The sequence below is a fragment of the Paenirhizobium cremeum genome, assembly GCF_022884085.1.
Taxonomy (GTDB): Bacteria; Pseudomonadota; Alphaproteobacteria; order Rhizobiales; family Rhizobiaceae; genus Allorhizobium; species Allorhizobium cremeum.
This window is the reverse complement of sequence record NZ_JAGGCS010000007.1, coordinates 155,667-174,372: the sequence shown is the minus strand read 5'-3', so window position 1 is coordinate 174,372 and position 18,706 is coordinate 155,667. Positions and strand designations below refer to the sequence as shown.

The following is an 18,706-nucleotide window of genomic DNA, read 5'->3' as shown; positions in this document are numbered from 1 at the left end:
CAGCAGGACGCCGGTTGTCCGGATAGACGACCGGCGTCCCGATGGCTGGCGGGGCAGCCTCGTTCTCCGATTAAGCCTTAAGGCTCACTCCTCGTCCTGGAATACCTCCTCGCGCTTGGCCCGCACGTTCGGCATGAAGACCACGATGAGCACGAGGGTTGCGAGGAGAAGCAGGCCGGCGCTGATCGGGCGGGTGACGAAGGTCGTCGGGTCGCCGCGCGAGAAGATCATGGCGCGGCGCAGGTGTTCCTCGAGCAGCGGGCCGAGCACGAAGCCGAGCAGCAGCGGCGCAGGTTCGCAGCGAAGCTTGACCAGGACATAGCCGATGAAGCCGAAGAAGGCGACCGAATAGAGGTCGAAGACGTTGGACTTCACGCTATAGACGCCGATGGAGCAGAAGGCCATGATGATGGGAAAGAGCACGTAATAGGGCACTTTCAGGAGCCGGACCCAGAGGCCGATCAGCGGCAGGTTCAGCACGACGAGCATCAGGTTGCCGATCCACATCGAGGCGATGATGCCCCAGAACAGGCTCGGTTGTTCGGTTGCGACGTTCGGCCCGGGGACGATGCCCTGGATAATCATCGCGCCGATCATCAGCGCCATGACCGGATTGGCGGGAATGCCGAGGGTCAGAAGCGGGATGAAGGAGGTCTGGGCGCCGGCGTTGTTGGCCGATTCCGGCCCGGCAACGCCCTCGATGGCGCCCTGGCCGAACTCCTTCGGATTGCGCGACAGCCGTTTCTCCACCGTATAGGAGGCGAAGGCGGCGAGGATGGCGCCGCCACCGGGCAGTACGCCGAGGATCGAGCCGATGCCGGTGCCGCGCAAGACGGGCCCCGCCATGCGCCGGAAATCCTCCCGCGTCGGCATGAGGCCCTCGACCCGGCTCATCAGCACCGAGCGCGACTTCTCGTTTTCGAGATTGCGCAGGATCTCGGCGATGCCGAAGACGCCGACCGCGACCGCGACGAAGTTGAGCCCGTCGGCGAAATCGACGATGCCGAGCGTGAAGCGCGGCGTGCCCTCGAAGATGTCGTTGCCGACCAGGCCCAGCAGCAGGCCGAGGATCAGCATGGCGAGCGCCTTGACGATCGAGCCGTGGGCGAGCGCGACCGACATGACAAGGCCGACGACCATCAGCGAGAAATATTCGGCAGAACCGAACTGCAGCGCGACTGCGGTGAGCGGCGGGGCGAAGATCGCCACCAGGAAGGTCGAGACCGTGCCGGCGAAGAAGGAGCCGAGCGCGGCCGTGGCCAGCGCCGCGCCGGCGCGACCCTTGCGCGCCATCTGGTAGCCGTCGATCGCCGTCACCGCCGAGGAGGATTCTCCGGGCATGTTGATGAGGATCGCCGTGGTCGAGCCGCCATATTGCGCGCCGTAATAGATGCCGGCGAGCATGATGAGCGAGGAGACGGGCGAAAGCTGGAAGGTGATCGGCAGCAGCATGGCGATGGTCGCCGTGGCGCCGATGCCGGGGAGCACGCCGATCAGCGTGCCGAGCAGCACGCCGATCAGGCAGAAGAGCAGGTTTTGCCAGGTTGCGGCGGTGGCGAAGCCGAGAACGAGATTGTCGAAGAGTTCCATCGCAAGCCTCCTAGAAGCGTGTCCACGGGCCGAAGCGCTCGAAGGGCAGTCCAAGCGCGTAGCTGAAGACTGCGACCGAGAAGACCGTAATGCAGAGCGACAGGATCAGAGCCCACATCACGTTCATCCGATGCGACGCGAAACAGGCAAAGAAGGCGCAGAGGAAGAGCGAAGGCACGAAACCCAGGCCGCGCACCGTCAGGCCGAAGATGACCGGCGCCGGCAGGATGAAAAGCATGCCGCGCCAGGCGATCGGGCCGATCGGCTCGCCCTGCTTGCGGAAGGACTGGATGAGGATCACCAGTCCGAGAAGGATGAGCAGCGCCGCCAGCAGCAGCGGGAAATAACCCGGCCCCATGCGGAAGGAGGTGCCGATCTCCAGCCCCAGCGACTGGATGGTGAAGAAGAGGCCGACGCCGATGAAAACCAGCCCGCTGATGAGGTTGGTGCGATCGAAAGTTGGATTGTTCATGATGTCCCCGGCAGTTGCCCCCGGCGGTCGGCCTGTGCGGGACGATGGCCGGCGGGTCGATGTTTTATCCAGGCGAGCCCCTCCCCCGGTGCCTTGCGCCGGGGGAGGGGATGCAGGCGAAGGCCGGCGAGGCTCAGTCCGCGTATTGGCCGGCCGCTTCGATGATCGGCTTCCAGCGGGCGATCTCGCTTTCGAGCTTGGCCTTCAGCGCTTCGGGCGTGGCATCGGCCTCGGGTGAGGGCGCCGTGCCGAGTTCCTTGAAGCGGGCGGCGACATTCTCGTCCTTCAGTGCCTTCTTGAGCGAGGCGCTGAGCTTGTCGACCGTCTCCTTCGGCGTGCCCTTCGGGGCGTAGACGCCATGCCAGATCCCGACCTGGAAGTCCTTGAGCCCGCCCTCGGCTGCCGTCGGCAGGTCGGGGAAGATATCGAGCCGCGCAGGCGACGTCACGGCATAAGCCTTGATCGTGCCGCCCTGGATCTGCTTGGTGGTGTTGGTCGTCTGGTCGCACATGATGTCCACCTGGCCGCCGAGCAGGTCGGTCATGGCCGGACCGGTGCCCTTGTAGGGGACGGTGACGAGCGGCGTTTCGATCGCGCTCATGAACAGCATGCCGCAGAGATGCGAGGCCGCGCCGATGCCGGCATTGGCGACGGTCACCTTGTCGGCATTGGCCTTGACGTAGTCGATCAGGCCCTTGAGGTCCGTCGGCTCGAGATCCTTGCGGGCGACGATGGTCATCGGAACCTCGGTGACGAGGCCGACATAATCGAAGGCGTTCAGGGTGTCATAGGCGAGATTGCGATAAAGCGTGGCCGATGTCGCCATGCCGATATGGTGCAGCAGAAGGGTGTAGCCGTCGGGTTCGGAGGTGGCGACGCGGCCCGCTCCGAGCGTGCCGCCGGCCCCGCCGACATTCTCGACGATCACCTGCTGGCCGAGATCCTTGGACATGGATTCGGCGACGAGGCGGGCCACGGTGTCGGTCGGGCCGCCCGCGGCGAAGGGAACGACCATGGTGATGGTGCGCTCGGGATATTCCGCGTGAGCGGCGCCGGCGAGCAGCGTCATAGCAAGGGCGGTGGCGGCAAAAAGCGATTTCGATATCATGGACGATCCTCCCGTCATCAGGTCCAGTCGCCGGCAAAGCTCCTCCAAAGCCGGCGCTGAAAACGGGTTTTTCACGGCTCGCACCGCAGCAACAACCTGACGCATGTCCGAAATGATATGCTTACAAAAGTTTTGCGGCGCACCATGGGTGGAATCCCTCCCAAGGCAGCGGGGGCGTGGGTGGATTTCCACCCATCCGCTCAGTCGTCGGCGATTTCGCCGTTGGCGAGACGCTTGCCGAGGCCGTATTTCTGCATCTTCTCGTAAAGCGTCTTTCGGGAAATGCCGAGCTGCTCGTAGACGGGCCTGAGGCTGCCGCCATGGGCGGCGATGGCGTTCGCAATCAGCTGTCGCTCATACGAGCCGACCTTGTCGGCGAGGCGGGTGCCGGCGCGTTCCCCGACGCCGTCGGGGATGGCTTCGTGCATGGGCAGGCCGAGCACGAAACGGTCGGCGGCGTTGCGCAGCTCGCGGACATTGCCGGGCCATTCGCGTTCGGAAATCTCGGTGACGACCTCGGGCGGGATATCGACCGGCTCGCGGCCATAGCGTCCCCAGGCCTCGCGGACGAGCTGGAAAAACAGCAGGGGGATGTCCTGCCGGCGTTGCGCGAGCGCGGGCACGCGCAGTGTCGCGACGTTGAGCCGGTAGAAAAGGTCGGCGCGGAAGGCGCCGTTCGCCACGGCCTCCTCGAGATCGACCTTGCTGGTGGCGATGAAGCGGACGTCGAGCGGCACCGCCTCGTTGGAGCCGAGCCGGGTGATGGTCCGTTCCTGCAGAACGCGCAGGAACTTCGCCTGCAGATCTATCGGCATCGAGCCGATCTCGTCGAGCAGGATCGTGCCGCCGCGGCCATGCTCGAACTTGCCGTAGCGGGCACGCAGCGCGCCGGGAAAGGCGCCGGCCTCGTGGCCGAACAGTTCGCTCTCGATCAGGGTCTCCGGCAGGGCCGCGCAATTGATGGCGATGAAGGGACGGCTCGCCCGGCTGCTGACATCGTGCAGCGCGCGGGCCACCACCTCCTTGCCGACTCCGGTATCGCCGATGATAAGCGTGTCGGCGTCGCTTGCGCCGATGGCGCGGAGCCGGTGGCGAAGCTCGACCATGACGGCGGTGCGGCCCGGCAGCCGGGCCTCGATATCGTCGCGCTTGCCGGCGGCGGCGCGCAGCCTGCGGTTTTCCAGCACCAGTTCGCGGCGATCGAGCGCACGGCCGATCGTCGTGGCGAGCACCGGCATCGCGAAGGGCTTCTCGATGAAATCATAGGCGCCCTCGCGCATCGCCTTGACCGCAAGCTGCACGTCGCCATGGCCCGTAATCAGGATGACGGGTATGTCGTGGTCGATCTCGCGGACGCGCTGGAGCAGCGTCATGCCGTCCATGCCCGCCATGCGGATATCGCTGATGACCACCCCAGCAAAGCCCGGGTTCACATGCGCGAGAAGATCCTCGGCGGCGGAAAAGGTCTCCACCTTCAGGTCGTGCAGTTCTAGGGCCTGGGCGGTGGACACGCGCAGGTCCTCTTCGTCGTCGACGAGCAGGATATGCGCCTCGCTCATTCGGCGGCCTCTTGCTGCGCGGCAGCGGCATCGAGTTCGATGCGGAACACGGCGCCGCCTTCGGGGTGATTGGAAACCGTCAGGTTGCCGCCGAAATCCTTGACGATGTTGTAGGAGATGGACAGGCCGAGACCGAGACCCTTGCCGACGCCCTTGGTGGTGAAGAAGGGGTCGAAGATGCGCTCGGCGATGGCCGGCTGCACGCCGGGACCGTGATCGCGAACCTCGACCACCACGCGCTCGCCCTCGCGGCGGGCGTTGATGTGGATGCGCCGGTCGTCGAGCCCTTCCACCGCATCGGCGGCGTTGGAAATGATGTTGACCAGCACCTGCTGCAGGCGGACCGAGCCGGCGCGCACCACGGGCGGCGGGCTGCCGAGATCGCTCACGACCTCGGCCCGGGCCGTCGCCAGACGGGCGGAGACGATTTCCAGCGTATCGAGGAGCACCTCCTCGACCGATACCGGGGCGAGCTTCTCGTTCGGCTTGCGGGCGAAGTTCCTCAGATGCCGGCTGATCGAGGCCATGCGGTCGATCAGGCTCGATATGCGCGCGAGATTGCCGCGCGCATCGTCATAGCGCTCCCGGTCGAGCAGCAGGGCCGCGCTGTCGGCGTAGGTCTTTGCGGCGGCGAGCGGCTGGTTGAATTCATGGCTCAGGGCTGCCGACATCTGGCCGAGCCCTGCCAGCTTGCCGGCCTGGATGAGGTCAGCCTGCGTCTTGCGCAGTTCGAGGTTGACGCGGGCAAGGTCGGCCGTGCGCTCTTCGACGCGGCGTTCGAGCTCGGCCTTGGCGCGGCTTTCCATGTCGATGCGCTCGTTGAGCCGTGCGCGGCGCTGGATCAGCACACCGCCGGCGAGGCCTGCGACACAGATGAGAAGCACGAGTGCGGCGATTGCGGTGCGGGCCTGGGAATGGACGGAGCCGGTGTCCATCAGCACGTTCACGGTCCAGTCGGCTTCCGCGACATATTGCGAGAGCGCCAGATATTCGCGGGCGCCGTCCGGCTCGGCGATCCGCATCAGTGCATGGCTTGCGAGACGGGAGCGCTCAATCGGCAATTCCCTGAGCACGGCGTCGGAATAGCGCCGCGATTGCGCGGTCCGAGCCAGCCGCTCCCGGGTCAGCGGAAGGACGCTGGAATAGAGCCAGGCCGGGCTGCCCGACATGAAGATGATGCCTTCGGGGTCGTTGACGATGATCTTGTATTCACCGCCGCGCCAGGAGTCCTCGATCGCGTCGATATCGACCTTGAAGACGATGACGCCCCTGATCGATCCTGCGACACTGACAGGCGAGGCGAAATAATAGCCCCGCTTCGCCGAGGTCGTGCCCAGCGCATAGAAACGCGCCTGGCGGCCCTGCGCCGCATCCTGGAAATAGGGTCGGTAGCTGAAGTTCTGTCCGATGAAGGTGGCCGGATCGTCGTAATTGCTCGCGGCGATCGTTTCGCCATCCATCGTCATCACATAGATGTCGGAGGATCTGAGCAGCGCGTTGATTTCCCGGAGATAGACATTGGCCGCCATCCTGAGCCCCTGGTCGGCGGGCCGGGTCAGCAGTTCCTTGATGTCGTCGTGATCGGCGATCAGCGCCGGCAGGGGCTCATAGCGCTTGAGCTGGCCCGACAGCGCAGACACGGCGAGCCTCAGCGCGCTGCCGGCCTGCAGCGAGGCTTCGTTCATGAAGCGGAGCGTGACGAAGGGCAGGCCCCAGCCGATCACCGCCACGGCCGCGGTAAGCAGCAGCGCCGCCAGCAACACAAGGCTTCGATGTGCGTGTCTCAGCGTCTCCTCCACTGACTGCGAAACCGCCGACGGCGATTGGCCGGCCAGCATCGCAGATTGCGGCCTTCATTCCAAGCAGCAGCGCTCGCGGAGTGTGCAGGATCGTCGTGCCGGGTGTCGCCGGACAAGGCGTCGTTGCACGACGCTCCCGCATTTTGGGCCGTCTGACCGGTTCAATCCAGCGGCTTGTAGGCGACGACGTCCATCTCGACCTTGACGTCGACCATCATGGGCGACTGAACGGTGGAACGTGCCGGAGGATGATCGATGAAGTGCTTCTGGAAGACGGCGTTGAAGCTCGAGAAATCGCGGGCATCGTCGAGCCAGACATTGACCTTGACCACATGGTCGAGCGTGCAGTCGGCGAGCGCCAGAACCGATTTGATGTTCTCGATCACCTGTTCGGTCTGGACGGCGATGTTGCCGACGACGACCTCGCCGTCGACGGTCGGAACCTGGCCCGACACATAGACGAAATCGCCGGCGCGGACGGCCTTGGCGAAGGGGCGGCGCTGGCCGCCGGCCTGAGGGTCGGCAATGTCGTAACGGATGAGTTTCTTGCAGCTCATGAGTTCGTCTTTCTGTTCCGGTGCAGTGGGTGCTGGGTCTCTAGGTTTTTCAGTGCGCGTCCTGCACGAAATGGCCGGGCGATACTTCGCGATAGCTCCGCTTCGGCGCGACGTAATCGAAGGGCCGCACCGGGCTCTTGATCTCTTCGGTCAGCGGCGGCGCGGTCCGCCCGCGGCGCGACGGATCGGGGATCGGCACGGCCGAGATCAGCCGGCGCGTATAGGGGTGCTGCGGATTGTCGAAGATCGCTGCCCGCGGGCCGATTTCGACGATCTCGCCGAGGAACATCACCGCCACCCGATGGCTCATCCGCTCCACCACGGCCATATCGTGGGAAATGAAGAGATAGGCGAGGCCGTGCTTTTCCTGCAGGTTGAGCAGCAGGTTGGAGACCTGCGCCTTGACCGAGACGTCGAGCGCGGAGACCGCCTCGTCGGCGACGATGAATTTCGGGTTGAGCGCAAGCGCGCGGGCAATCGAGATGCGCTGGCGCTGTCCGCCGGAAAATTCGTGCGGATGGCGGTCGGCCATCGCAGCCGAAAGGCCAACCTGCTCCAGGAGTTCCGCGACGCGCTCTTTGGCATTCCTGCGGCTCAGCAGGCCGTGGGCGAGCATGGGTTCGGCGATGGCGGAGCCGACCGTGATGCGGGGGTTCAGCGAGGCGAACGGGTCCTGGAAGATCATCTGCGAGGTGCGCCGCATGGTCCGCAATTCCCGCATCCCGGCCTTGGTCACGTCCTTTCCGTCGATGACGATCGAGCCGGCGGACGGCGTGAGAAGCCGGATGATGGCACGGCCGGTCGTCGACTTGCCGCAGCCGCTCTCGCCGACCAGCGACAGGGTCTCGCCCGGACGAAGATCGAAGGAGACATTCTCCACCGCGTGGACACGGCCATTCGGCAGGTCGAAGCGAACGGTGAGATTGTCGACCTTGAGGATCGGTTCGGCGGTCTGCGCGACCGGCGCCATCTCGCGGCCGTCGACGGCTTCGCCCGTGGACGCATCGACTTCGGGGAAACGCTTCGGTGCAGCCGCCGCGCCCATCGTGCCGAGGCGGGGGATCGATGCGAGCAGCGACCTGGTATAGACGGCCTTGGGTGCGGCAAAGATCTCGGCGGTCTTGCCGGTCTCGATCATGTCGCCACGGAACATCACCACGGTGCGGTCGGCGATTTCGGCCACGACGCCCATGTCGTGGGTGATGAACAGCACGCCCATGTTTTCCTCCCGCTGCAGTTCGCGCAAGAGGTGGAGGATTTCGGCCTGGATCGTCACGTCGAGGGCGGTTGTCGGTTCGTCGGCGATCAGGAGCTTCGGGCGGCAGGCAAGCGCCATGGCGATCATCACGCGCTGGCGCATGCCGCCGGAGAACTTGTGCGGATATTCGTGCAGACGGGTTTTCGCCGCCGGAATGCGGACACGCTCCATCAGTCGCAAGGTTTCGGCTTCCGCCTCCTTCCACGACATGTCGCGGTGAAGCACCAGGGCTTCGGCGATCTGGTTGCCGATGGTGAAGACCGGGTTGAGCGAGGTCATCGGCTCCTGGAAGATCATGCCGATTGCGCCGCCGCGCACCGAGCGCATTTCCGCTTCGCTGGCCTCAAGCAGATTTCTGCCTTCGAGCAGGATGCGGCCCTGCGAGCGCGAGCGGCCCGGCGGCAGAAGCCGCATCGTCGACAGCGCGGTGACGCTCTTGCCCGAACCGCTCTCACCGACGATGGCGACGGTTTCGCCGGCATCCACATGCAGGCTGATATCGCGGATGACGGCCTTCCAACCTTCCGCCGTCTTGAACGAGGTTGTCAGGTTCTCGACCGAAAGCACCGGCCGAGCGGTTGTGGTGGTATCGGTCATGGTCAGCTTTCCTTGGCGAGGCGCGGATCGACGAGATCGCGCAGGCCGTCGCCCAGCAATTGCAGGGAGAGGACGGAGAAGACGATGGCCAGCCCCGGAAACACCATCAGCCAGGGGGCGTTGTTCATATATTCGCGGCCAGACGCCAGCATCGTGCCCCAGGTCGGCATGTCGGTGGAAACGCCGACGCCGAGGAAGGAGAGGCTCGCTTCCGCCAGCATCGCGGAGGCGAAGACGAAGGTCGATTGCACGAGGATGGGGGAGGCAAGATTGAGCAGGACGTGGCGCGCGAGGATCTGCCAGGTGGGCAGGCCCATGGCGACTGCCGCTTCGATATAGGGCAGTTCGCGCAGCACCAGCGTCGAGCCGCGCACGATGCGGGCAAGACGCGGCGCATAGGTTATGCCGAGCGCCAGGATGACGGTGGAGAGCGACGGGCCGAGCGCTGCGACCAGCGCGATGGCAAGCAGGATGTCGGGAAAGGACATCATGGCGTCGAGCAGGCGCGAGATCGGCGCATCGAGGCTGCGGAAGAAGCCGGCGGCAACGCCGAGGATCACGCCGAGCACGGTGGAGATGACGACGACGCCGAGGCTGACGAGAAGCGAGATGCGGCCGGCAAAGATGGCGCGGGAGAAAATGTCGCGGCCGAATTCATCCGTGCCGAAGACGTTCGTCATCGACGGCGGCTTGAGCTTGTTGACGATGGACAGCTTGTTCGGCGCATAGGGCGCAATCCAGGGCGCGAGGATCGCGGCCAGAACGACGACCGTGAGGATGATGGCGCCGACGAGCATGGCGCGATTGCCGAACAGGCGGCGCAGGCCCGAAGCGAAGGGCATGGAAACGGCGGCCATCGTGGTCATAGGCGCACCCGCGGATCAACGAGAATATAGAGCATGTCGACGATGAAGTTGATGAGCACGTAAATAGCGGCAACGACGAGGAGCGCGCCCTGAATGACGGGGTAGTCGCGGCGCAGCACGGCCGAGACGACGAGATTGCCGACTCCCGGCAGGCCGAAGACGGTCTCGGTGACGACGGCGCCCGCGACCAGCATGGCGATCGACAGGCCGATGACGGTGATGATCGGGATCATCGCGTTCTTCAATGCGTGCTTGAGGACGACACGGCCTTCGCCGGCGCCCTTGGCGCGGGCGGTGCGGACGTAGTCGTCGCCCAGCACATCGAGCATCGCGGCGCGGGTAAAACGGGTGATGAGGGCCGAGTTGACGATGCCGAGCGCCACGGCCGGCAGCACGAGGTGGTGCAGGCGTTCGAGGAACGGCGTTTCCGGCCCGCCGTAACCGGAGGCGGGGAACCAGCCCTGGCCGACGGCAAAGAACTGGATCAGCATCAGGCCGAGCCAGAAGCTTGGCACGCTTGCCGCGACCATGGTCAGCGTCACGACGATCTGGTCGAAGATCGTGCCGCGCTTGACGGCCGACAAGATGCCGACCGGCAGCGCGATCGCGACCGCGATCAGGATCGAGAAGAGAGTGAGGAAGAAGGTCGGCTCGGCACGTGCGGCAAGCGCCGTCGTGACCGGCTGGTCAAGGAAGATCGACTGGCCCAGATCGCCCTGCAATATGCCGAGGACGAACTGGCCATATTGGACGATCATCGGCGCATCGAGCCCCATCCTGCTGCGCAGTTGCGCAACGTCTTCCGGGGTCGCATCCGACCCCAGCATGACGGCGGCAGGATCGCCGGGCGTGACGCGGACGATGATGAAGACCACCGTCACGACCAGGGCGAGCACGATTGCCATGCCCCCCAGCCGTTTCAGCAGCGCCAGTGCGATCCTTGCCATAGTCGGTTCCCAGTCTCTTTCAGCCTTACTTCTTCGGGCTCACGTTCCAGAAATGCGGCCAGTAGGTTGGCTCGTAGCCGGAAACGCCGTCGGCAACGCCGGAAACGGCATTGAAGTTGCCGACCTTGTAGAGCGGTGCATCATCGTAGATCACCGTCTGGATGCCTTCCCAGGCCTTTTTCTTGGCATCGTCGGTCGTGGCGTCCATGTAGGCCGCGACGGCCTTCGCCTTCTGCTCGGATACGTACCAGCCCGGATAGGTGTCGGTGATGGTGTTGATCGTGGTCGGGTCACCCGGGAAGTTGGAGTGGGTGATGAAGATGTCCCATTCCTTCGGATCGGCGCGGCGGGTGGTGAGCGTTGCCCAGTCGACGACCTGCAGGTCGACCTTGAAGCCGGCGGCTTCGAGATAGGCCTTGGCCACTTCGCCGATCTTGTAGTGGAATTCGTACTGGCGGCTGGTCATCAGGCGCAGCGGCGTGCCGTTATAGCCTGCTTCCTTCAAGAGCTTGGCGGCCGTTTCCGGATCGCCTTCGCCGTAACGGGCGACGCCGGCCTCGGTGTGCCAGAAGGAACCCTCGGGGAAGATCGAGGCGTCGACGCTGAAAAAGCGGTCGTCGGAGAAGGCGGCCATCATCATGTCGTTGGCATTGAGCGCGGCCTGCACGGCCTGACGGAGCTGCTTTTTGACGAGCAGGCCTTCCTTCATGTTCATGTTCATCGAAGCCCAGCCGGCGTTCTTGAAGATGACGGGCTTGGCAACGCCGCTCTTTTCGACGCGCTCATAGGCGCTGACCGGCAGGGAGTCGGCATAATCGAACTGGCCGGAGATGAGCCCTTCGACACGGGTATTGGCGTCGGGAACCGGGACGAAGCGGATTTCCCCGGCGATTGCCTCGCGCTTGCCGGCATAATTGCTCGGCGTTCCCTCGGGCGACTTGTAGCCGTCGTAGCGGACGAGCTGGGTATACTGGTCGGGCTTGCGCTCCTTCAGGGCATAGGGGCCGGTGCCGACGAATTCGGTCAGCGTGTCCGCGACCTTTTCCGACGGCAGGATGACGGAAGCCTGGGAGAGCGTGGCGAGGAGCGGCGCGTAACGGGACTTCAGCTTGATGACGACGGCGTGGTCGCCGTCTTCCGTCAGGCTGTCGACGATGCCGGCCACCTGCTTGCCCTTGGAGTTGATCGCCATCCAGCGCTTCAGCGAGGCGGTGACGTCCTTGGCATCGAAATCGCTGCCGTCGTGGAACTTCACGCCCTCGCGCAGCGGGATCCTGTAGGTCAGGCCATCCTCGGAAATCTCAGGCATGCCGGCGGCGAGCAGGGGAACGGATTTCCATTCCGCATCGTAGGTATAGAGTGTCTCGAAAATATGCTGGTCGATGGTCAGAACGATGTCGGTCGGCGTCTGCATGACGTCCAGCGTCGGCGGTTCACCGATCGTCGCGACGGTCAGAATGCCGTCGCCGCCCTGCGCGAATGCCAGGCTGGCAGTGCTGGCAAGCGCTGCCAGCGTCGTAAGAACAAGCGCACTCTTTTTCATGGTCTTCCCCTTGTTGCGTTCGGTTCAGTCAAAGATTTCGGCCGGCTTTCCTTCCGACCGAGAATTCAGCCGTCGAGCCCCAACGGGTCCGCAACGCGCGGCCAGAGCTTAAGGCTCGCCTTGCGATAGGGCGTCGTTGCGGGATCGGTTGGATAGGACGTCGGCGCGGCGATATAGACGATCTCGGAGGAGACCGGCTGGAAGCCCGCATAAAAATGGTTGGTCGACTTGATGAGCAGATAAGACTTGCCCGAGAAATCGATGCCCTGGTTGGAGAAAATGTCGGGCTCGTAGGTCTGGGTCCGGCTGGTAATCAGCACGATGTCGATATGGGTGCCGACCGGGCGGATAACTGCGGCACTGCCGAGCGTCACGCGGGAGTTGCGGAAACTCTGCCAGCCGGTATCGAAAACCTTTTGCACGGTGATGCGCAGGTCGAGCGGCTCTCCGCCTTCGGGGCTCGATTTGCCACCGACGCGCAAGGCAATTTCAGCGCCTTCGCCGGCCGCATGGCAGAAGCTGACCGCAATCGGGTCCCAGATGGTCGCGACGGCGAAATCATCCATGCCGCGTTCCAGCATGCGGCGCAGGATATGGGTCGCGTCGCCCGCCACGCCGCCGCCGGGATTGTCCCAGACATCGGCGATCGTCACCGGTTTTTCCGGATGCGCGGCGCGGATCGCAATCGCCTTGTCGAGACCGGTCTCGGTATCGAACATCGGCATCGCGGTGGTCTTTCGCAGACTGTAAAGCTCCCGCCCGAGCCTTGCCGCCAGTTCATCGCCCTTTGCCTTGTCGTTGTCGGTGACGACGACGATGCGCGTGCCCATGTCGGGCAGGTCGCCGGCCATGAAGCCGTGGATGACGGAGGCGGACAGGATGCCGTCCTTGCCTTCCATCGCCTGCATGCGGTCGACGAAGGAACGCATCGGCTCGCGGCTGGTCGGGAAGATAGTAATCATCCGGCAGTCGAAGGTGGAGATCACCGGCCTGATTTCGCCGCGCAGCGCCCGGAGCGCCAGCTCGACGACATGCTCGCCGCGCTGTTCGAAATCCGTATGCGGAAATTCGAGGAAGGCGGCCATGATGTCGAGATTGGCGACGCGCAGCGCCGTCAGATGGCTGTGCGGATCGAATTCGGCGGCAATCAGAACGTCGGGTCCGACCATGTCGCGGACGCGGGAGAGCAGATCGCCTTCCGGATCGTCATAGCCTTGCGCGGCCATCGCGCCATGCAGGCCGAGTACGACGCCGTCGACGGGCATGGCCGCCTTCAGCTCGGCAAGGATCTGGTCGCGCAGCGTCTCGTAGGTCTGCCGCTGGATGAGGCCTGCAGGCTCCGCCCAGCAGGACGTGCCTTCGATGACCGTGAAACCCTCAGCCTTGCCGCGGCGGCGCAGGATCGGGACAACCGAGGAACAAAGGGTCGGCGTATCCGGATGCTCGCCCGGTCCGGCATAAAACGCCGCCTTGAAGGCGTTCATATCCGTCGGCACGGGGGAGAAGGTGTTCGTTTCAGTTGCCAGCGAGGCAGTGAAAATGCGCATGTCTGCTTTCCGAATACACGTCGGCCCATAGGCCGCCATAAAGCTGGCCTGGATGCCGTCGCCATGTTTTCCTGGTTTGAAGTTTGCCGGAGCCGCTTCCGCAAATGCCGCCGGGGCGACAGTCTCAGCGCTCTCGGATCGTCTGATTGCCAGTCTTCCTCAGTTCACCCATTCACCGTTTCGGTGTAATTTATTTTCTTCATAATGCGTCAGATCCGCGAGAAGTCAATATATTTTCCAGATATCGTCAAATTTCTGTAATTTATTTTCTTAAACGTCAAAAACGAGGAAGAATTTTCACCTGAGGCCATCAGGTGAAAATGGAGCGCACGGGCCAAAGGGCCGACAATGTATTTGGGAATCAAGAATTTCCGCAGCGTCCCGCCGCGTGACGTCCGCCAGAGGCGCGGAAGGCGCCATGAAAAAGGGCGCCCTCCAGGGGCGCCCTTTTTTCATCGTGCTGCGACGGTTGCCCCGGTGCGGTCGATGGCCGTCGCTTGATAACCACGAAAAATTTCCGGATAGCCGGCTTACCAGACGGTACCCCGCGCATCGACATTTTCGACCCGCGTGACGATGCCGTTGCGATGGAAGACCATGCGGTCGAAGAGGTTGGTGACGACGCAGGTATGGTTCGGCACGACCTTCACCATCGCGCCGATTTCCGCGAACGGCCTGGTGCAGCCGGAAATATCCACGACGGCATGTTCTTCCGAGAGCGAGACGATACGGGCGCCCTCGAAGCCGACGATCGAACCGTAATCCGAAAAGCCGAGCAGATCGGAAGTCAGCGCCTTCGAGCCGCTGTCCAGCACGGCGCGATCCGGAGCCGGGCGGGAAACGACGGTCGCGAGAATGTGCATGGCGAGGTCATCTTCCGTGCAATGGCCGGCGCGCACCATGCTTCGGTCGTTGTAGACATAGGTGCCGGCGCGATGTTCGCTCGCCGATGGCACCAGATGGGCGGAAAAAAGGTCCGGCGATCCACCGCTGGAGCGGACCGGGCATTCCATGCCTTTTTCGGCGAGCAGCGCCATCGTCCGGGCCATGAAAGCCTCGACCTGCGCGGCGCCGCCGATGGAGGGGTAGGTCATGATCCCGCCGAAGCGCAGGCTGGGCGCGGCTGCGATCCTTTCCGCAAGCGCCACCGCCGCTTCCGGCGTCTGCACGCCGCAGCGCTTTCCGCCCGTGTCGCATTCGACCAGCACGGAAAGCGGCCTGTCGGCGTCGAAGGCCGAGGCGAGACCGGCGACCGTCGTGTCGCTGTCGGCGACCACGGCGAGTTTCGCGATGCGGGCATTCAGCGCTTTCAGGCGGACGAGCTTGGCCGGCCCAAGGATGTTGTAGGTAATCAGGATGTCGTCAAAACCCGCATCCGCAAAGACTTCCGCTTCCGTCACCTTCTGGCAGTTGAGGCCGACTGCGCCGGCTTCCACCTGCTGGCGGGCGATGGCTGCGATCTTGTGTGTCTTGATATGCGGGCGGAAAGCCTTGCCGTGCGTGTCGCAATAGGTCTGCACCCTGGCGATGTTTGCGGCGAGCCGGTCCTCGTCGATGACGGGCATGGGCGTTGCGACCTGTTCGAGCGGCGTGCCGGGTTCCGGCCACGGATAGTTCATGATGGGACCTCGTTGGGGCAGGATGCGCCGCCGGATGAAGTGATTGCGGCGCGAGGGAGGTTACTTTTATTTTCACGAGAATGGCAAGTTTCATTGATGCCTGTCCGCATTATGCTATCAGATTGCGTTCTGGTGAAATTCATTTTCACCGATGGATGATTTTTCTCCCATGCTGCTGAAGGAGAAGACCGGATGGACCTGTTTCACGCCCTTTCCGACGAAGACGGCAGGCTTTCGGGCCTCGAGACAAGACTGGCGCAGTTTGCCCTGGAGAATGTGGATTTCGTCGTCAATTCGTCGATCATCGAACTGGCGGAGCGGGCCGGGGTGTCTCCGCCGACGGTTACCCGTTTCTGCCGCCGGCTGGGTTGCCAGGGCTATTCCGACTTCAAGGTGCAGCTTGCCAAGATGGCCTATGTCGGGCTGCGTTACCTGAAGCCCGAGGCGCCGACGGCGACCGCCGAAGAGGTCGCCAGCGATATCGTCTCGAAGGCGCAGAACGCTCTTTTCGAAGTGCATCGCCAGCTCGACCTCAGGGCGATCGAAAAGGCGGCGCAGATGCTGCGAGGGGCCGAATTCATCCAGGCCTTCGGTTCCAGCGGCAATTCGGCGATGATCGTCAACGAGTTGCACAATCGTCTGTTCCGGCTCGGCTGCCGGATCAATTCGTCGAACGACCATGGCATGAACCTGATGATCTCGGCCGCCGCGCAGCCCGGAACGGTCGTCTTCGGCTCGTCGTTCACCGGCCGCGACATGGGGCTCGTCCATTGCCTGGAGCTGTTGCGCCAGCACGCGATCCCGACAATCGTGATGACCCAGGGCGGCTCGCCGGTGGCGAATGCCGCAGACCTCGTGATCGCCATCGAGATGCCGGAGGGCAAGAACATCTTTCGCCCGACCTCGACGCGCTACGCCTATCTTGCGGCGATCGACATCCTGGCGAACATGGTCGCCTATGCCGACCGCAACAGGGCGCTGAAATCGCTGCGTCCGATCAAGGAAGAGCTGGTGCGCAATCGCGACGGCGACGACCGGCAGCTTCTCGGCGACTGAGTGTAGAACCGGCTTTTCCCAAGGGCGATTGCCCCTTCTGGCCTGGATCGCACAAAGGACGCATGGTGGATCAGGCTCGCATTCACCGCATTTGATCGTCCGGTTCACATATTGCGGACGGAAGCCTGTGGACATGATAGAACGGGCCCGGTTCGGTGAAATCAGATCACAGGTTCGGCATGGACAACCGCGCAGGCGAAATGATGGTATTCGTTCGGGTCGTGGAGGCGGGGAGCTTTTCCGAGGCTGCGCGGCTTATGCTGATGACGCCGTCGACGGTATCCAAGCTGATCGCCCGTCTGGAGGCGAGGCTTGGCGTTCGACTCATCGAACGTTCGACCCGCAGGCTGGCCCTGACCGTCGAAGGACAGTTCTATTATGAGCGCAGCCAGGCGCTGCTCGCCCAGCTCGACGAGACCGAGCAGCAGATCGCACACGGAGGAGCAGAGCCCGAAGGCATCGTCCGCATCACTTCCTCGGTGAGCTTCGGCACCACCGCGCTGGAACCCATCCTGCCGGCCTTCTTCGAAGCCTATCCCAAGGTGATCGTCGATCTTTCACTCTCGGACGAAGTGATCGATCTCTATCTCGACCGCACGGATATCGCGATCCGCGTCGGCAAGCTTCCCGACTCCAACCTGATGGCGCGCAAGCTCGGCGAGACCAAGCGGTGCATCGTGGCATCGCCCGCCTATCTTGAACGCCACGGCACGCCGACGGCGCCGGAAGAACTCGTCCATCACAATTGCCTCGGCTTCAATTTCCGTCGCGCGATGCCCGTCTGGCCGATGCGCGAAGGCGGGCGGATCGTGGAGCGCATGCTGAGCGGGTCGCTGCTGGTCAACAATGGCGATACGTTACGGCGGATGGCGATTGCCGGCGTCGGGATCATCCGCCTTGCCGATTATCATCTGCGCGGGCCGATCGAGCGCGGAGAACTTGTCGAGCTTCTTGCCGACAGCGATATCGGCGTCGTGGACGAGGTTCACGCCCTTTATCGCGGATCGCAATTCCTCCCCGCTCGCGTGCGCGCGTTTCTGGATTTCGCCGTACCGCGCATGCAGAAATTTCTGAAGCCGCATTAAAAACCAAGCCGACCGAGGCGCTATGGCGTCTCGGTCGGCAGGAGCTTTGATGGCTTGGTTCAGTCTTCGATCGGGAGCGGGGCTGCCGGATCGACGAGACCGCCATCGCGCAGTTCACGCCAGAAACTGGCCGGAATGGTCTCGCGCAGGGCGGCGCCATCCTCGGCGATCCGGGCCGGACGGCTGGCGCCCGGGATGACTGCGGCAACCGCCGGATGGGCAAGCGCAAACTGCAGGCCCGCAGCCTTCATCGAGATGCCGTGGCGATCGGCGATCGCCTTGATCGCAGCGACCTTGGCGAGGATCTCCGGCGTCGCCGGCGCATATTCGAAGTTCGGACCGCCGACCAGTGCGCCTGAACTGTAGGGGCCTCCCACCACGATCCCCAGACCACGTTCTGCCACCGTCGGCATGACGCGCTGCAGGGCGCGATCGTGATCGAGGAGCGAATACCGGCCGGCCAGCAGGAAACCGTCCGGCCGGGGCTCATCCAGCGCCAGCAGCAGCTCGATCGGCTCGACCTTGTTGACGCCAAGGCCCCAGGCCTTGATTACGCCTTCGTCGCGCATCCGGTCGAGGGCGCGGAACGCGCCTTTTCGGGCCTCCTCAAACTTGCCGAGCCATTCATCGCCGTAGAAATCCTGTGCGATGTCATGCACCCAGACGATATCGATATAGTCGGTCTTGAGGCGCTTCAGGCTGTCCTCGATCGAGCGGTAGGTGGCATCCTCGGTGTAGTCGTTGACGATCTTGTTGGGGAGGCCATATTTGAAGACGTCGCCCTTCTCTCCGAGATCGCGGGCGCTGATGTCTTCGACTTCATCGAGGATCAACCTTCCGACCTTGGTGCTGATGACATACTGGTCACGCGGCTTGCCGGCGAGCGCTCTTCCCATGCGGATTTCGGCGAGACCTGCGCCATAAAACGGCGCGTTGTCGTAGTAGCGGATGCCGTCGTTCCATGCGGCCTCGACGGTTGCGAGCGCTTCCTCCTCGGGAATATCGCGAAACATGTTGCCGAGCGGGGCAGCGCCAAAGCCGAGTTTGCTGTGCAGAATATCCTTGAGTGTCATTGCAGGAGCCTTCCGTTTTCATCCCGAACC

Annotated in this window: 15 protein-coding genes; 2 read left to right on the top strand and 13 right to left on the bottom strand. The window is 63.8% G+C overall.

Annotated elements, in window-relative coordinates:
- Positions 1 to 84: 84 nt before the first annotated feature.
- From J5N58_RS14620 to J5N58_RS14565, 12 genes are all read right to left on the bottom strand, one after another.
- The gene (locus tag J5N58_RS14620) at positions 85 to 1,590 is read right to left on the bottom strand and encodes a tripartite tricarboxylate transporter permease (RefSeq protein ID WP_112827044.1); all 1,506 of its coding nucleotides are present in this window, start codon (positions 1,588 to 1,590) and stop codon (positions 85 to 87) included.
- Positions 1,591 to 1,600: 10 nt separating this feature from the next.
- Positions 1,601 to 2,062: a tripartite tricarboxylate transporter TctB family protein gene (locus tag J5N58_RS14615; RefSeq protein WP_112827045.1), complete on the bottom strand. Its 462-nt coding sequence runs from the start codon at positions 2,060 to 2,062 to the stop codon at positions 1,601 to 1,603.
- 133 nt (positions 2,063 to 2,195) lie between these two features.
- A complete protein-coding gene (locus J5N58_RS14610) occupies positions 2,196 to 3,170 on the bottom strand; it encodes a tripartite tricarboxylate transporter substrate-binding protein (RefSeq protein WP_112827046.1) in 975 nt (324 codons plus the stop codon).
- A 200-nt stretch (positions 3,171 to 3,370) separates the two neighbouring features.
- The gene (locus tag J5N58_RS14605) at positions 3,371 to 4,729 is read right to left on the bottom strand and encodes a sigma-54-dependent transcriptional regulator (protein WP_112827047.1); all 1,359 of its coding nucleotides are present in this window, start codon (positions 4,727 to 4,729) and stop codon (positions 3,371 to 3,373) included.
- Complete coding sequence (locus J5N58_RS14600) at positions 4,726 to 6,567, bottom strand: ATP-binding protein (RefSeq protein ID WP_113442460.1); 1,842 nt, start codon at positions 6,565 to 6,567, stop codon at positions 4,726 to 4,728. Before J5N58_RS14600 ends, J5N58_RS14605 begins: the two co-directional genes overlap by 4 nt.
- Positions 6,568 to 6,689: 122 nt before the next feature.
- Complete coding sequence (locus J5N58_RS14595) at positions 6,690 to 7,085, bottom strand: RidA family protein (protein ID WP_112827049.1); 396 nt, start codon at positions 7,083 to 7,085, stop codon at positions 6,690 to 6,692.
- A gap of 49 nt (positions 7,086 to 7,134) precedes the next feature.
- Positions 7,135 to 8,940, bottom strand: coding sequence for an ABC transporter ATP-binding protein (locus J5N58_RS14590; protein ID WP_244711369.1), 1,806 nt, complete (start codon positions 8,938 to 8,940; stop codon positions 7,135 to 7,137).
- Positions 8,941 to 8,942: 2 nt separating this feature from the next.
- Positions 8,943 to 9,797 (bottom strand): ABC transporter permease, encoded by an 855-nt coding sequence (locus tag J5N58_RS14585; RefSeq protein ID WP_112827146.1) that lies wholly within the window; start codon positions 9,795 to 9,797, stop codon positions 8,943 to 8,945.
- Between the two features lie 5 nt (positions 9,798 to 9,802).
- Positions 9,803 to 10,753 carry an ABC transporter permease gene (locus J5N58_RS14580; RefSeq protein ID WP_113339838.1) on the bottom strand — a complete coding sequence of 317 codons (951 nt, stop codon included), beginning with the start codon at positions 10,751 to 10,753 and terminating at the stop codon, positions 9,803 to 9,805.
- Positions 10,754 to 10,778: 25 nt separating this feature from the next.
- Positions 10,779 to 12,296, bottom strand: a complete 1,518-nt coding sequence (locus J5N58_RS14575; protein ID WP_113466216.1) for an ABC transporter substrate-binding protein — start codon at positions 12,294 to 12,296, stop codon at positions 10,779 to 10,781.
- A 65-nt stretch (positions 12,297 to 12,361) separates the two neighbouring features.
- A complete protein-coding gene (locus tag J5N58_RS14570) occupies positions 12,362 to 13,843 on the bottom strand; it encodes a M81 family metallopeptidase (protein WP_244711367.1) in 1,482 nt (493 codons plus the stop codon).
- 530 nt (positions 13,844 to 14,373) lie between these two features.
- A complete protein-coding gene (locus J5N58_RS14565; protein ID WP_112827054.1) occupies positions 14,374 to 15,462 on the bottom strand; it encodes a D-TA family PLP-dependent enzyme in 1,089 nt (362 codons plus the stop codon).
- A gap of 192 nt (positions 15,463 to 15,654) precedes the next feature.
- Between J5N58_RS14565 and J5N58_RS14560 the strand changes: the two genes are divergently transcribed.
- Positions 15,655 to 16,518: a MurR/RpiR family transcriptional regulator gene (locus tag J5N58_RS14560; RefSeq protein ID WP_113339842.1), complete on the top strand. Its 864-nt coding sequence runs from the start codon at positions 15,655 to 15,657 to the stop codon at positions 16,516 to 16,518.
- Between the two features lie 179 nt (positions 16,519 to 16,697).
- Entirely contained in the window at positions 16,698 to 17,603 is a 906-nt protein-coding gene (locus J5N58_RS14555) for a LysR family transcriptional regulator (RefSeq protein ID WP_112827056.1), read from the top strand.
- Between the two features lie 59 nt (positions 17,604 to 17,662).
- Here J5N58_RS14555 and J5N58_RS14550 read toward each other — a convergent pair whose 3' ends face one another.
- Positions 17,663 to 18,676: an aldo/keto reductase gene (locus J5N58_RS14550; protein ID WP_112827057.1), complete on the bottom strand. Its 1,014-nt coding sequence runs from the start codon at positions 18,674 to 18,676 to the stop codon at positions 17,663 to 17,665.
- Between the last annotated feature and the right edge of the window lie 30 nt (positions 18,677 to 18,706).

Bases quoted from the DNA above. Each gene is read 5' to 3' on its own strand.
- J5N58_RS14600 (WP_113442460.1), bottom strand. From the start codon at position 6,567: ATGCTGGCCGGCCAATCGCCGTCGGCGGTTTCGCAGTCAGTGGAGGAG.
- J5N58_RS14590 (WP_244711369.1), bottom strand. From the start codon at position 8,940: ATGACCGATACCACCACAACCGCTCGGCCGGTGCTTTCGGTCGAGAAC.
- J5N58_RS14595 (WP_112827049.1), bottom strand. From the start codon at position 7,085: ATGAGCTGCAAGAAACTCATCCGTTACGACATTGCCGACCCTCAGGCC.
- J5N58_RS14555 (WP_112827056.1), top strand. From the start codon at position 16,698: ATGGACAACCGCGCAGGCGAAATGATGGTATTCGTTCGGGTCGTGGAG.
- J5N58_RS14550 (WP_112827057.1), bottom strand. From the start codon at position 18,676: ATGACACTCAAGGATATTCTGCACAGCAAACTCGGCTTTGGCGCTGCC.
- J5N58_RS14570 (WP_244711367.1), bottom strand. From the start codon at position 13,843: ATGCGCATTTTCACTGCCTCGCTGGCAACTGAAACGAACACCTTCTCC.
- J5N58_RS14620 (WP_112827044.1), bottom strand. From the start codon at position 1,590: ATGGAACTCTTCGACAATCTCGTTCTCGGCTTCGCCACCGCCGCAACC.
- J5N58_RS14560 (WP_113339842.1), top strand. From the start codon at position 15,655: ATGGACCTGTTTCACGCCCTTTCCGACGAAGACGGCAGGCTTTCGGGC.
- J5N58_RS14580 (WP_113339838.1), bottom strand. From the start codon at position 10,753: ATGGCAAGGATCGCACTGGCGCTGCTGAAACGGCTGGGGGGCATGGCA.
- J5N58_RS14610 (WP_112827046.1), bottom strand. From the start codon at position 3,170: ATGATATCGAAATCGCTTTTTGCCGCCACCGCCCTTGCTATGACGCTG.
- J5N58_RS14565 (WP_112827054.1), bottom strand. From the start codon at position 15,462: ATGAACTATCCGTGGCCGGAACCCGGCACGCCGCTCGAACAGGTCGCA.
- J5N58_RS14575 (WP_113466216.1), bottom strand. From the start codon at position 12,296: ATGAAAAAGAGTGCGCTTGTTCTTACGACGCTGGCAGCGCTTGCCAGC.
- J5N58_RS14585 (WP_112827146.1), bottom strand. From the start codon at position 9,797: ATGGCCGCCGTTTCCATGCCCTTCGCTTCGGGCCTGCGCCGCCTGTTC.
- J5N58_RS14605 (WP_112827047.1), bottom strand. From the start codon at position 4,729: ATGAGCGAGGCGCATATCCTGCTCGTCGACGACGAAGAGGACCTGCGC.
- J5N58_RS14615 (WP_112827045.1), bottom strand. From the start codon at position 2,062: ATGAACAATCCAACTTTCGATCGCACCAACCTCATCAGCGGGCTGGTT.